Here is a 12,445-nt window from a genome sequence, read left to right as displayed (position 1 = left end):
GAGACGGCGACGAGCACCATGAGCACGCCGAAAGGCGCCCACGATCTCACCCAGGCTGTCATCCCACGGCAGGCTGCCGAACCCGATCGAGACCACCACGGCCGACGCGATGCCGATCGCGCAGACGACGAGGTCGCCGACCAGCACGGGATCAATCCAGGAACAGCGCGCGCAGGCGCTTCGTGGTGAAGACCAGACCTATCGCGATCATCACGACGTAGTAGAGGACGTGCCACCACATCTCGGGGGTGAGGATGCCGGTGGTGAGTCCGCGGACGAGCTCGACGCCGTGCCACAGCGGGAACGCCATGATGACGTGCTGGATCCATTCGGGGTAGATCGTGATCGGGTACAGCGTCGCCGAGAATAGGAACATCGGCAGCAGCACGAAGTTGATCCAGTCCATCTGCTGGAATGTCTTCATGTAGCTCGTGACCGCCATGCCGAGGCTCGCGAACCCGAAGGCGATGAGCAGGACCGCCGGAAGCGCCAGGATCGCGGTCCACGCCAGGTTGAGGCCGAGGATCTGCATGATGATCATGAAGCCGGTCGCGTACAGCAGTCCGCGCAGCAGCGCGTAGAGGATCTCGCCCAGCGCGACGTCGAGCGGGCCGAGCGAGGTCGCGAGCATGCCCTCGTAGAGCTTGCCGTAGTTGAGCTTGAAGAAGACGTTCCACGTCGAGTCGTAGATCGCGCCGTTCATCGCCGAGACAGCGAGGAGCGCCGGGGCGATGAACGCCGCATAGGGCACCTCGACGCCGCTGGAGGTCTGCACGTCGCCGATGAGGGCGCCGAGGCCGATGCCCATCGAGGCGAGATAGAACACGGGCTCGAAGAAGCCCGACAGTACGACGGCCCAGCTCGACGAGCGCGCGGCGATGAGGCCGCGCTGCACGACCGACTGCGGGTTGCCCGCCCACAGCGCGCGCACGCCACCGGCGCGGATCGCGGCGGCCTCGGTTCCGGTCGCGACGGTCATGCGCCGAGCCGCCTCTGGAAGATGCGGCGGCCGATCATGTACCCGCCGATCGAGAGCACGAGGAGGTAGCCGACGTGCACGACGAGCGCGAACGGATCCATCGGCAGGCCGTAGGTGGCGACGCGGCCGAGCTCCGTCGCGTGCCACAGAGGCGACACCCAGCCGATCCACTGCAGCCACAGCGGCAGCGTGTCGAGCGGGTAGAACGTACCGGAGAACAGGAACATCGGCATGAAGATGAAGCGCTGCACGAGGGCGACCTGCCCCTTGTCGTCGGTGATCGACGCGGCGTAGGCCATGTAGGGGATGCCGAAGGCGAGGCCCGCGAGCAGGCCGATCGGGATGGTGAGCCATCCCGTCTGCGGGTCGGGAACCGCCTGGAACAGCCACAGGAACAGGTAGTACGCGACCGTGACGACCATGATCCGCGCCGACGCGCCGACGATGACGCCGCCGGCGATCTGCCCCGGCGACAGCCCGGTCGCGCTGAACCCGAAGAAGTACCGCCGCCACTTGAACCCCGCCATGACCGGGTACGAGAACTCCTCCGACGCGACGGAGATCGCGGCCGTCATCAGGAGCGCCGGCGCCACGAACACGAGGTATGAGACCTCGACGCCGTTCTGCGTGATCGGGGCGTCGATGAGGGCGGCGAGCCCGACGGCGAGCCCGAGGAGATAGAGGATCGGCTGGCCGAGCGCTCCGACGATGATGGTCCAGCCGTACGCGCGCATCGCGCGCACCATGTGCTCGGTGACGTACCAGGTGCCCAGGGCGCGGGGCTTGCGGCCCCATTGCATCGCCTCTTCGCGCAGCTCGTCGAGCGTCGGCTGCACGCGTGTCGGGGCGCCCTCGGAGGGAAGGCTCATTCGATCAGCGACCTTCCCGTGAGCCGGAGGAAGACGTCCTCGAGGCTCGAGCGGCGCACGAGCGAGGTCAGCGGCGTGAGTCCACGATGCGTCACGGTCTCGAGTGCTGCTTCGCCGTCGCTCGCGTAGACGAGGATGCGGTCGGGCAGCACCTCTACGCGGTCGCCAATGCCCTCGAGCTGCGGGGCGATCTGCTCGTTGCGGTCCGAGCCGAAGCGCACCTCGAGCACCTCCCGGCTGGAGTGCTCGCGGATGAGCGAGGCGGGCGTGCCCTCCGCCATGATGCGGCCCTTGTCGACGACGATGAGCCGATCGCAGAGCTGCTCGGCCTCGTCCATGTAGTGCGTGGTGAGCACGAGCGTCGTGCCACGCTCCTTGAGACGGAACAGGCGGTCCCACAGCACATGGCGGGCCTGCGGGTCGAGGCCGGTGGTCGGCTCGTCGAGCAGCAGGATGCGGGGATCGTTGATGAGGCCGCGCGCGATCGTGAGCCGCCGTTTCATGCCGCCCGAGAGCTGCTCGACCTTGCTCTTGGCCTTGTCTTCGAGCTGGGCGAACGCGAGCAGCTCATCGGCCTTCTGGTGGCACACCTTGCCGGGCAGGCCGAAGTAGCGGCCGTAGATGTAGAGGTTCTCGCGCGCGTTGAGCTCGCCGTCGAGGTTGTCCTGCTGGGGCACGACGCCGAGCCGCGACCGGATCTCGGGGCCATAGCGATCGGGGTCGAGCCCGAGGATCTCGAGCCGACCAGACGTCCGCGCGGAGACCGCACCCACCATCTTCATCGTGGTGGACTTGCCCGCACCGTTCGGGCCCAGCAGGCCGAACGATTCTCCCGGCGCCACCTCGAACGACAGGCCGTCGACGGCGAGGAAGTCCGGCTTCCCTTTGACCTTGTAGGCCTTGACGAGGTTCTCAGCGGTGATCACGGGGGCGGGCACCGGACTACCCTAACGCCCCGCTCCGACACCACCCGGTGGGGGGGAGGAGCGCCAGCCCGTCAACGTGAGTTGACACCCTTCCTACCGTCAACTACGGTTGACACGGATGCCGCGGCCCGCAGCATCCGTCACCGAAAAGCGAGAGGCTGCCCGATGAGCGGCGACGAACTGACCACCCTGATCGGGGCTGCAGGCGGTCGCGAGCCGATCGCGGAGCTGCACCGTCTCGCCGAAGTGCGGCGCGAACTCGCCCGCGCCGAAGAGGCGCAGGTGCGCAAGGCGCGCAACCTCGGCTTCTCGTGGCAGGCGATCGCGAGTGCCCTCGGTGTGAGCCGACAGGCGGTCCACAAGAAGTACGGTCGACGGTAAGCCCCTTCACGAACGAGGTACTCCCATGCCCTCCGCCGATCTCGACGAAGCCCCCGCCGCACCCACCGAGGCATCCCCGCGCCCCCGCCGCGGACGAGGCCGGCGCGGCAAGGCCGAAGAGGGGCCGCGCGCGACCTTCTCGCAACTGCTGCCCTACCTCTTCGAGCACAAGCGCACACTCGCCGTCGTCGTGGTGCTGAGCATCCTCAGCGCGGGCGCGTCGCTCATCCAGCCGCTGCTCGTCGGCCAGGTCATCACGCGCGTGCAGGCAGGGCTCGACCTCGGCCTGCTCGTCTGGGCGCTCGTCGGGTTCGTCGTGCTGGCCTCGCTCATCTCGGGCTGGCAGCACTACCTGCTGCAGCGCACCGGCACCGCCGTCGTGTACTCGAGCCGCCGTCGGCTCATCGCGCGCATCCTGCACCTGCCGATCAGCGAATTCGACGCACGACGCACCGGCGATCTCGTCTCGCGCGTCGGCAGCGACACGACCCTGCTCTATGCGGCTCTCACGCAGGGACTCGCGGACTCGGTCGGCAACGCGCTGCTGTTCGTCGGAGCACTCGTCGCCATGGCGATCATCGACCCACTGCTGCTCGCGATCATCGTGCTCGTGATCGGCGTCTCGGTGCTCGGCGTGGTCGCGCTGAGCGGTCGCATCCGCACCGCCTCGACCGAGCAGCAGGAGAAGGTGGGCGCCCTCGCCTCGGGCGTCGAGCGCGCCATCGGCTCGATCCGCACGGTCCGCGCCTCCGGGGCGACCGCCCGCGAGGTCGACTCGGTGACAGCGCAGGCGACCGAGGCCTACACCGTCGGCGTGCGCATTGCGAAGGTCTCGGCACTCGTGGTGCCGATCGCCGGCATCGCGCTGCAGGTATCGCTGCTGGTGGTCATCGGACTCGGTGGCTTCCGCGTCGCGACGGGCGCGCTGTCGATCGCGAGCCTCGTGACCTTCATCATGTTCCTCTTCATGCTGATCGCACCGCTCGGCTCGTTCTTCGGCGCGATCACGTCGGTGAATCAAGCGCTCGGCGCGCTGGGCCGCATCCAGGAGGTGCTCGACCTGCCGACCGAATCGCAGGACGACGCCGTGATCGCCGTGCGCGCCGCCGACTCCCCTCGCTCACCTGTCACGAGTGGCCACCCGGAGGGGCAGATCGCGACAGGTGAGCAAACTGAACCCGCGGCGATCGAGTTCCGCGACGTGCGGTTCCGCTACCCCCAGAACGTCGTGGCGGCGCGGCGCAAGGCCGAGTCCGAGGCGCTGGCCGTGCTCGAGAGCGCGCATGTCGACACGTCGACGATCGTGCTCGGCGACGGGGTGGGCGAGACCGGCCTCGACCGAGCGGCCGGTGTCGCAGCATCCGTCTCGGCCGATCTCGAGGTGCTGCGGGGCGTGTCGTTCTCCGTCCCGCGCGGGGCGCGCGTCGCGCTGGTCGGCCCGTCGGGCGCGGGCAAGAGCACCACCCTCGCCCTCATCGAGCGCTTCTACGACCCGACCGACGGGGCGATCCTGCTCGACGGCACGGACGTGAGAGCGCTCGATCGCGATGACCTGCGCGCGCACCTCGGGTACGTCGAACAGGACGCCCCGACCCTGGCCGGAACCATCGGTGACAACCTGCGGCTGGCCTCGCCCGAGGCATCCGATGAGGCGTGCGAGGCCGTGCTCCGGGCGGTCAACCTGGGTGAAGTACTCGACCGCAACCCGCTCGGCGTCGACGCGCCCGTCGGCGAGTCGGGCGTGATGCTCTCGGGCGGCGAGCGTCAGCGTCTCGCGATCGCGCGGGCGCTGCTGGCCGCTCCCCCAATCCTGCTGCTCGACGAGTCGACGTCGTCGCTCGACGGACTGAACGAGCAGCGCATGCGCGAGGCGATCGACGCGGTCGCGGCCGGGCGCACGCTCGTCGTGATCGCGCACCGCCTGTCGACCGTCGTCGACAGCGACCACATCGTGGTCATGGAGCACGGCCGAGTCGTCGGCCAGGGCACGCACTCCGAGCTCGTCGCCTCGACTCCGCTCTACCGCGACCTCGCGAAGCATCAGCTGCTGGTCTGAGGCAGAAGGATGCCCCGGCCCCCCGCACAGATGGGGCCGGGGCATCCGCGTCGACCGGCACGGTCCGAAGACCGCAGGTCGCTCAGGCGCCCGGCCCCTCTGCCAAGAAGAGGGCCGGGCGCTGGTCTTGGTCAGGCGCGCTGGAGGCGGTACCGGAGTGCGGCGAGTTCGGCCCACAGCGGGGCGGGGACGCGGCCGTCGAAGATGCGGTAGAACTCTTCGGTGAGGTCGGCTTCGCGCAGCCACGACTGCGGGTCGATGGCGAACAGCTCGTCGAGGTCGGCCTGGGGCACCTCGATGCCGTCGAGGTCGAGGTCTTCCGTGCGGGGCAGGCGGCCGATCGGGCTCTCGATGGCGCCGACCACGCCCTCGATGCGACGGATGATCCAGTCGATGACGCGGGAGTTGTCGCCGAACCCGGGCCACAGGAACCGGCCGTCGGTGCCTTTGCGGAACCAGTTGACCTGGAACACGCGCGGTGCGCGGTCGAAGCGCAGCTTCTGGCCGATGCTGAGCCAGTGCCCGAAGTAGTCGGCCATGTTGTAGCCGCAGAACGGGAGCATCGCGAACGGGTCGCGGCGCAGCTCGCCGACCGTGCCCTCCGCAGCCGCGGTGCGCTCGGACGAGATGTTCGAGCCCATGAAGACGCCGTGCGTCCAGTCGGTGGCCTCGACCACGAGCGGGACGTTGGTGGCGCGGCGACCGCCGAACAGGATGGCGTCCAGCGGCACGCCCTGCGGGGCGTCCCAGTCCTCGGCGATCTGCGGGCACTGGGCCGCGGCGACGGTGAAGCGCGAGTTCGGGTGGGCGGCGGGACGACCGGATGCCGGGGTCCACGGCTTGCCCTCCCAGTCGGTGAGCTGTGCCGGCGGCTCGTCAGTGAGGCCCTCCCACCACACGTCGCCGTCGGCGCGCAGTGCCACGTTCGTGAAGATGGTGTTGCCCCACAGCGTCTCGACCGCGGTGACGTTGGTCGACTCGCCCGTTCCGGGTGCGACGCCGAAGAACCCGGCCTCGGGGTTGATCGCCCACAGGCGCCCGTCCTCGCCGGGACGCAGCCACGCGATGTCGTCGCCGAGAGTCTCCACGCGCCAGCCCGGGATCGTGGGGCGCAGCATGGCGAGGTTCGTCTTGCCGCACGCCGACGGGAACGCCGCCGCGATGTGGTATGCCCGACCGGCCGGGTCGATGACGCGGATGAGCAGCATGTGCTCGGCGAGCCAGCCCTCGTCGCGAGCGATGACCGACGCGATGCGCAGCGCGAAGCACTTCTTCGCCAGGATCGCGTTGCCGCCGTAGCCGGAGCCGTACGACCAGACCTCCAGCGTGTCGGGGAAGTGCACGATGTACTTCGTATCGTTGCACGGCCACGCCACGTCGGCCTGACCCGGCTGCAGCGGGGCTCCCACCGAGTGCACCGTCTTGACCCACGGCGCGCCGCCGGCGATCTCACGCAGCACCTCGGTGCCCACGCGCGTCATGATGCCGATCGAGGTGACCGCGTAGGCGCTGTCGGTGACCTGCACGCCGATGTGCGACAGCGGGCCGCCGACCGGCCCCATCGAGAACGGCACGACGTACATCGTGCGGCCCCTCATCGACCCCTCGAACAGCGGCGTGATGGTCGCGCGGATCTCGTCGGGAGCGACCCAGTTGTTCGTGGGGCCGGCGTCCTCCTCGCGCTCGGACGCGATGAACGTGCGGCCCTCGGTACGCGCCACATCGCTGGGGTGCGACCGGGCCAGGTACGAGCCGGGACGCCACTCCGGGTTGAGCTTGATGAGCTTGCCCTCATCGACCATCTCCCGCAGCAACGCATCGTTCTCGGCCCGCGACCCACCCACCCAATGGATACGCGCAGGCTGCGTCAACGCCGCGATCCCGTCGACCCATGCGCGCAACGCGGCCATGCCTTCGCCCTGAACGGTCGGCGCCTCGCCGTACGTCCGGGGGAGGGTGGGACTGGCGGAAGTGGAGCCTTCGGTTCGGGTGAAGATGTCGGCAAGGGCCATGATGTCGCTCCTCATTGATGCAGATTCGTGCTCTTCCTCTACTTTCGGGTGTAACGGGAAGCTCTTCCCGCGAAATCTGGTGTCAAGAGTTGTAATTCTTTCGCTAGCATCAAGGAATGCCCCCCACGTCACTCGAACTGTCGACCCTGGGCCACCGCATCCGTCATCAGCGCCTCGCCCACGGCTACACGCTCGACGAGCTCGGAGCGCTGGTCGGGGTCGCCGGAAGCCAGCTCAGCCTCATCGAGAACGGCAAGCGCGAGCCGAAGCTGTCGCTGCTCCAGGCGATCGCCTCGACGACCGGCGTCGAGGTGGGCGACCTCCTCTCGGCCGAGCCGCCGAACCGCCGCGCGGCGCTCGAGATCGAGCTGGAGCGCGCGCAGTCGGGGTCTGTGTTCCGCCAGCTCGGCGTCACGCCGATCAAGGTGACGAAGGGCATGTCCGACGACACGATCGAATCGATCCTGGGTCTGCATCGCGAGCTGCAGCGGCGCGAGCGCGAGGCCATCGCCACGCCCGAAGAGGCGCGCCGGGCGAACACCGAGCTCCGGCTCATGATGCGCGAGCGCGACAACTACCTCCCCGACATCGAGAAGCTCGCTGAGAAGCAGCTCAAGGCGGCGGGTCACGTGTCGGGCGCCCTCACGCACCGAACCGTGAGCATCATGGCCGAGAAGCTCGGCTTCGAGCTGATCTACGTGAACGACCTCCCGCACTCGACGCGCTCGGTGACCGACCTCGAGCACGGCCGCATCTATCTGCCGCCGGCGTCCATCCCCGGCGGGCACGGCCTCCGGTCGATGGCGCTGCAGGCGATGGCGCATCGCCTGCTCGGCCACGAGAGGCCGACGGACTACGCCGACTTCCTGCAGCAGCGGCTCGAGATCAACTACTACGCCGCGTGCTGCCTCATGCCCGAGACAGCCTCCGTGGCATTCCTGCAGCAGGCGAAGAAGGACCGCAACCTCGCCGTCGAGGACTTCCGGGACGCATTCGGCGTCACGCATGAGGCCGCCGGCATGCGCCTCACCAACCTCGTGACGCGCCACCTCGGGATCAAGCTGCACTTCCTGCGCGTCGACGGCTCGGGTGCGATCTCGCGCGTGTACGAGAACGACGACCTGCCGCTTCCGATGGACGTCACAGGCGCCGTGGACGGTCAGATCGCGTGCCGCAAATTCTCGGCCCGCGCCGCCTTCTCGGAGCAGAACCGCACGACCGAGCACTATCAGTACACCGACACGCCCGCCGGCACGTACTGGTGCTCGACGCAGACCGGCACCACCGCGGAGGGCGAGTTCTCGATCACCGTCGGCGTGCCCTTCGACGACGCTCGGTGGTTCCGCGGGCGTGAGACGCAGAAGCGCGCGACCTCGACGTGCCCCGACGAGTCGTGCTGCCGCCGCGTCGCCTCCGACGTCTCCGACCGCTGGGCGGGCAAGGCCTGGCCGAGCGCGCGCGTGCACATGCAGATGTTCTCGCCGCTCCCCCGCGGCGCGTTCCCCGGTGTCGACGACAACGAGGTCTACGACTTCCTCGACCGTCACGCCTGAGGAAGGCAGCACGGACGGATGCCGCAGGCTGAGGCATCCGTGTCTCTTATGCCGTGATGAAGTCGCGGTAGCGGTCGAGCGCGGCCGCGACCTCGTCGTCCGTCGCGGCGCCGGGCGTGAACAGCTCAGGCACCGGGGATTCGGCATGGCGTCCGACCGCCAGGGAATGCGTCCACACGCCGACGGCTTCACCGCGCGCGACGAGGATGGGCCGCACGATGCCGTTCATGCTCGGTCCGATGGCGCGCAGGAATTCCGGCGCACACGGCACGGTGCGGTCGACGTACGACAGGTAGTACTCCTCGAACGGCGGCAGCGCGACGACCTCCGGGGCCGCGGCGCTGCGGCGCGGAGCCGGACCCACGGCGACGTACTGCGGCTCGGGTACGTCGGCGACGACCCGGACGCGATCCGACGCCGCCTCCGCCGCCGCGCGCGAGACCCCGAGCGCAAGCCCGGTCCACCACGCGAAGTCCCGCGCACCGGCGGGCCCGTGCGAGGCGATGTAGCGGACGAAGAGCTCTGCCATCGGATCCGCCGGGGTCGCAGCATCCGTGATCCACTCGTCGGCGAGCACGAAGAACTGCTCGCGCGTCGGCCCCTTATCCCGTGGCACGACCGGCCCCTGGCACAGCACGGCGCGCAGCGACAGCGCGACGAGCAGGTGGTATCCGCGCTGGCGCACGGTCGAGACGCCACCCTTCTCCCAGACCTCGAACAGCTCCTTGCGGGTGAGACGGTTGCCGCCGCCGAGCGCTGCCCGGGCGAGGCGCTCGGCGCGATCGGCCTCGTCGGCGTCGATCCCCTCGTTGCGGTGCACGGCCGCCGCCTGGCGGCGCTGGCGCTCGGCGGTGAGCGACAGCACCCACTCCACGTCGGCGGTGGGGATGGTGTGGATGGTCCCTCGCATCGTCCACGTGCGCACGATCTCGCCGCGGCCGTAGGCGGCGTCGACATCCCGCACCGTCGTGCGGCCCCGTACGCGCGTCGCGAGCGCCCAGCGCCCGCCCCAGAACTCCTGGCTCTGGGTCGCGAGCATGTGTCGTGCCGCGTCGGCGACGGTCGCCGCGGGCGCGCTCAGCCGGTGAGACCGGAGCCGCTCGTTCCGGAGGGTCGAGGCATCCACCCGCCCATCATGGCGCAGGCCGCGGACGTGCGGTGTCCGCGACGGACTCCCGGCCCCCGAGCCGGGTGCCTAGGCTGACGACATGATGGCGCCTGCCCCAGATGCGCGAATCTGCCCCACGTGCGGGGACGCGCTGACCTTCGAGATCCTCGACGACGAGCGGTTCCTCGTCGCCTGGTCGTGCCTGAACTGCGGCCTGATCCGCACCACCGAGCCGGTGTAGGAGGTCCCGTGGTGAGTCGGCGAGCGGGTCAGAGCCGGATCTCTTCGACAACGGCGACGGGACCCTGAGCGTCACCGCCCTGCTCGCTCACCGGCAGCGGCCGGACCGTCGGCAGCGACGGCAAGGCCATCGCCAAGAACGACGGGCAGGTCCGGCTGCTCTTCACCATCGACATCGCGACGGACACGGTCGTCAATGAGGAGCAGATCTTCGGCCCGACGGGGACGAACGACGACTTCTGCGCCGCCGTCCTCGCCCACTGGGGCGTCCGAGTCGATGCGCGGATCCTGCGGGACCCGCGCATCGGAAGGCGACCGGCTACTCGGGCGCGTACTTGAACGAGAGCTGGATCCGGGCACGGAACAGCAGCGTCCCGTCGTCGCCGACGACGACGTCCTGCTTCGTCACCTCGGCGATGCGCAGATCGTGCAGCGATCCCGCGGCAGTGCTGATGGCTTCTCGGGCCGCCTCCTCCCAGGACGAGGCACTCGTGCCAATGACGTCGATCACTCGGTAAACACTCATCGCTGACCCCTCATCGCTCGATGCGGACAGATCCCATAGTGATCCCGGCCGCGCCCGTATGGAAGGGGTGCACTGCGACCGGGAACAGCAGGAGAGCGGATGCCCCCGCCCGGGGCATCCGCTCTCCTGGTGTCATCGATTCAGGCGTGCCTCAGAACGGGTTCGGCGTGAGCGTGTACTTGGTCTGCAGGTACTCGTGGATGCCCTCGGCGCCCCCCTCGCGGCCGAGGCCCGACATCTTCCAGCCGCCGAACGGGGCGGCGGCGTTGGAGACGACACCCATGTTGAGCCCCATCATCCCGGTTTCGAGGCGCTCGATCATGCGCTGGCCGCGGGCGAGATTCTCGGTGAACACGTACGAGACCAGGCCGTACTCGGTGTCGTTGGCGATGCGCACCGCGTCGTCCTCGGTGTCGAACGGGATGATCGCGAGCACCGGCCCGAAGATCTCCTCATGGAGGATCTCCGATCCGGGCTGAACGCCGGTGATGACGGTCGGCTCGTAGAACGTTCCCGGGCCGTCGACCGCGTTGCCGCCGGTGCGCACCTGCGCGCCGCGGGCGACGGCATCCTGCACGAGCTGCGCCGCCTTCGCGACGGCGCGGTCGTCGATCAGCGGGCCGATCGTGACGCCGTCCTCGGTGCCGCGACCGATCGTGAAGCCGTTCACGCGCTCCGTGACGCGCTTCGCGAACTCGTCGGCGACCGAGCGGTGCACGATGAACCGGTTGGCGGCGGTGCAGGCCTGTCCGATGTTGCGGAACTTCGCGGCGATCGCGCCGTCGACCGCCTTGTCGAGATCGGCGTCGTCGAACACCACGAACGGCGCGTTGCCGCCGAGCTCCATCGACGTGCGCAGCACACCCTGTGCCGCCTGCTCGAGGAGGCGCTGGCCGACCTGCGTCGAGCCCGTGAACGACAGCTTCCGCAGGCGCGGGTCGCGGATGATCGGCTCCGACACGGCGCCCGACGTCGAGGTCGTGAACACGTTGACCACACCGGCCGGGAGGCCCGCGTCTTCGAGTAGCTTCGCGAACGCGAGCGTCGTGAGCGGGGTCAGGTCTGCGGGCTTGATCACCACGGTGCAGCCGGCGGCGAGCGCGGGCGCGATCTTGCGGGTCGCCATCGCGAGCGGAAAGTTCCACGGAGTGATGAGGAAGCACGGCCCGACCGGGTGCTGCGACACGATCATGCGGCCGGTGCCCTCGGGGTTCGCACCGTAGCGACCCTGCACTCGGGCCGTCTCCTCGCTGAACCAGCGCAGGAACTCGCCGCCGTACGCGACCTCGCCGCGCGCCTCGGCGAGCGGCTTGCCCATCTCGATCGTCATCAGCAGGGCGAAGTCCTCTTTGCGCTCCTGCAGCAGATCGAAGGCGCGCCGCAGGATCTCGGCCCGCTCGCGGGCCGGCGTCGCCGCCCACGCGGGGAACGCCTCGACGGCCGCGTCCAGGGCGGCGGTGCCGTCCTCAGGCGAGGCGTTCGCGATCTCTTTGACGACACCGCCGTTCGAGGGGTCGTAGACCTTCAGTGTCTTGGCACCGGACGCCGCGCGCCACTGTCCGCCGATGAACAGCCCGTCAGGGACGGACGCCAGCAGCTCGGACTCACGGGTTTCGGTGATCGTCGTCGTCACGAGGACTCCCTTGTCGGTGGACGGATGCCGCGGCATCCCCTTCGTTCGTTGGTCTGGGGCTATTCTGCCCGCGGCCGCCATCGCGGCCGATGTACATGTCGTACAGTTCACTGTCATGATTCGCCCGTCCGCACAGCGGTCGCGTCATCACCTGCTACCTCA

Annotated in this window: 12 protein-coding genes; 4 read left to right on the top strand and 8 right to left on the bottom strand. The window is 69.3% G+C overall.

The features are described from left to right. Nucleotides 1–151: 151 nt before the first annotated feature. The 3 genes from MRBLWH3_RS08460 to MRBLWH3_RS08450 are packed head-to-tail and all read right to left on the bottom strand — an operon-like array spanning nucleotide 152 to nucleotide 2,786. Nucleotides 152–979, bottom strand: coding sequence for an ABC transporter permease (locus MRBLWH3_RS08460; protein WP_363430489.1), 828 nt, complete (start codon nucleotides 977–979; stop codon nucleotides 152–154). Continuing rightward, complete coding sequence (locus MRBLWH3_RS08455) at nucleotides 976–1,848, bottom strand: ABC transporter permease (RefSeq protein WP_363430487.1); 873 nt, start codon at nucleotides 1,846–1,848, stop codon at nucleotides 976–978. The genes MRBLWH3_RS08460 and MRBLWH3_RS08455 overlap by 4 nt, the downstream gene beginning before the upstream one ends. Then, nucleotides 1,845–2,786 carry an ABC transporter ATP-binding protein gene (locus MRBLWH3_RS08450; RefSeq protein ID WP_363430485.1) on the bottom strand — a complete coding sequence of 314 codons (942 nt, stop codon included), beginning with the start codon at nucleotides 2,784–2,786 and terminating at the stop codon, nucleotides 1,845–1,847. Before MRBLWH3_RS08450 ends, MRBLWH3_RS08455 begins: the two co-directional genes overlap by 4 nt. 153 nt (nucleotides 2,787–2,939) lie before the next feature. Between MRBLWH3_RS08450 and MRBLWH3_RS08445 the strand changes: the two genes are divergently transcribed. Beyond that, on the top strand, nucleotides 2,940–3,155 hold the full coding sequence (locus MRBLWH3_RS08445) for an AsnC family protein (protein ID WP_363430483.1): 216 nt from the start codon (nucleotides 2,940–2,942) through the stop codon (nucleotides 3,153–3,155). 25 nt (nucleotides 3,156–3,180) lie between these two features. Then, nucleotides 3,181–5,211 carry an ABC transporter ATP-binding protein gene (locus MRBLWH3_RS08440; RefSeq protein WP_363430481.1) on the top strand — a complete coding sequence of 677 codons (2,031 nt, stop codon included), beginning with the start codon at nucleotides 3,181–3,183 and terminating at the stop codon, nucleotides 5,209–5,211. 131 nt (nucleotides 5,212–5,342) lie between these two features. On the opposite strand, the gene MRBLWH3_RS08435 is transcribed toward MRBLWH3_RS08440, so the two are convergent. Further along, nucleotides 5,343–7,223 carry a phosphoenolpyruvate carboxykinase (GTP) gene (locus tag MRBLWH3_RS08435; protein WP_363430479.1) on the bottom strand — a complete coding sequence of 627 codons (1,881 nt, stop codon included), beginning with the start codon at nucleotides 7,221–7,223 and terminating at the stop codon, nucleotides 5,343–5,345. Nucleotides 7,224–7,339: 116 nt separating this feature from the next. Between MRBLWH3_RS08435 and MRBLWH3_RS08430 the strand changes: the two genes are divergently transcribed. After that, nucleotides 7,340–8,776, top strand: coding sequence for a helix-turn-helix domain-containing protein (locus MRBLWH3_RS08430; protein WP_363430477.1), 1,437 nt, complete (start codon nucleotides 7,340–7,342; stop codon nucleotides 8,774–8,776). A 46-nt stretch (nucleotides 8,777–8,822) separates the two neighbouring features. Here the strand turns inward: MRBLWH3_RS08430 and MRBLWH3_RS08425 are convergent, their stop codons facing one another. Continuing rightward, complete coding sequence (locus tag MRBLWH3_RS08425) at nucleotides 8,823–9,902, bottom strand: winged helix DNA-binding domain-containing protein (protein ID WP_363430475.1); 1,080 nt, start codon at nucleotides 9,900–9,902, stop codon at nucleotides 8,823–8,825. 82 nt (nucleotides 9,903–9,984) lie between these two features. Between MRBLWH3_RS08425 and MRBLWH3_RS08420 the strand changes: the two genes are divergently transcribed. Further along, nucleotides 9,985–10,125: a hypothetical protein gene (locus MRBLWH3_RS08420; protein WP_363430473.1), complete on the top strand. Its 141-nt coding sequence runs from the start codon at nucleotides 9,985–9,987 to the stop codon at nucleotides 10,123–10,125. 28 nt (nucleotides 10,126–10,153) lie between these two features. Here the strand turns inward: MRBLWH3_RS08420 and MRBLWH3_RS08415 are convergent, their stop codons facing one another. The 3 genes from MRBLWH3_RS08415 to MRBLWH3_RS08405 form a co-directional block, all read right to left on the bottom strand. Next, on the bottom strand, nucleotides 10,154–10,321 hold the full coding sequence (locus MRBLWH3_RS08415; RefSeq protein WP_363430471.1) for a hypothetical protein: 168 nt from the start codon (nucleotides 10,319–10,321) through the stop codon (nucleotides 10,154–10,156). Nucleotides 10,322–10,443: 122 nt separating this feature from the next. Further along, nucleotides 10,444–10,650, bottom strand: a complete 207-nt coding sequence (locus MRBLWH3_RS08410; protein WP_363430469.1) for a dodecin family protein — start codon at nucleotides 10,648–10,650, stop codon at nucleotides 10,444–10,446. A gap of 151 nt (nucleotides 10,651–10,801) precedes the next feature. Next, nucleotides 10,802–12,319, bottom strand: coding sequence for an NAD-dependent succinate-semialdehyde dehydrogenase (locus MRBLWH3_RS08405; protein ID WP_414685324.1), 1,518 nt, complete (start codon nucleotides 12,317–12,319; stop codon nucleotides 10,802–10,804). Between the last annotated feature and the right edge of the window lie 126 nt (nucleotides 12,320–12,445).

Origin of the sequence: Microbacterium sp. LWH3-1.2 (genome assembly GCF_040675855.1) — a bacterium.
Lineage (GTDB): Bacteria > Actinomycetota > Actinomycetes > Actinomycetales > Microbacteriaceae > Microbacterium.
Note: the sequence above shows the minus strand (reverse complement) of the source record. Positions and strands in the feature narration are given on the sequence as shown.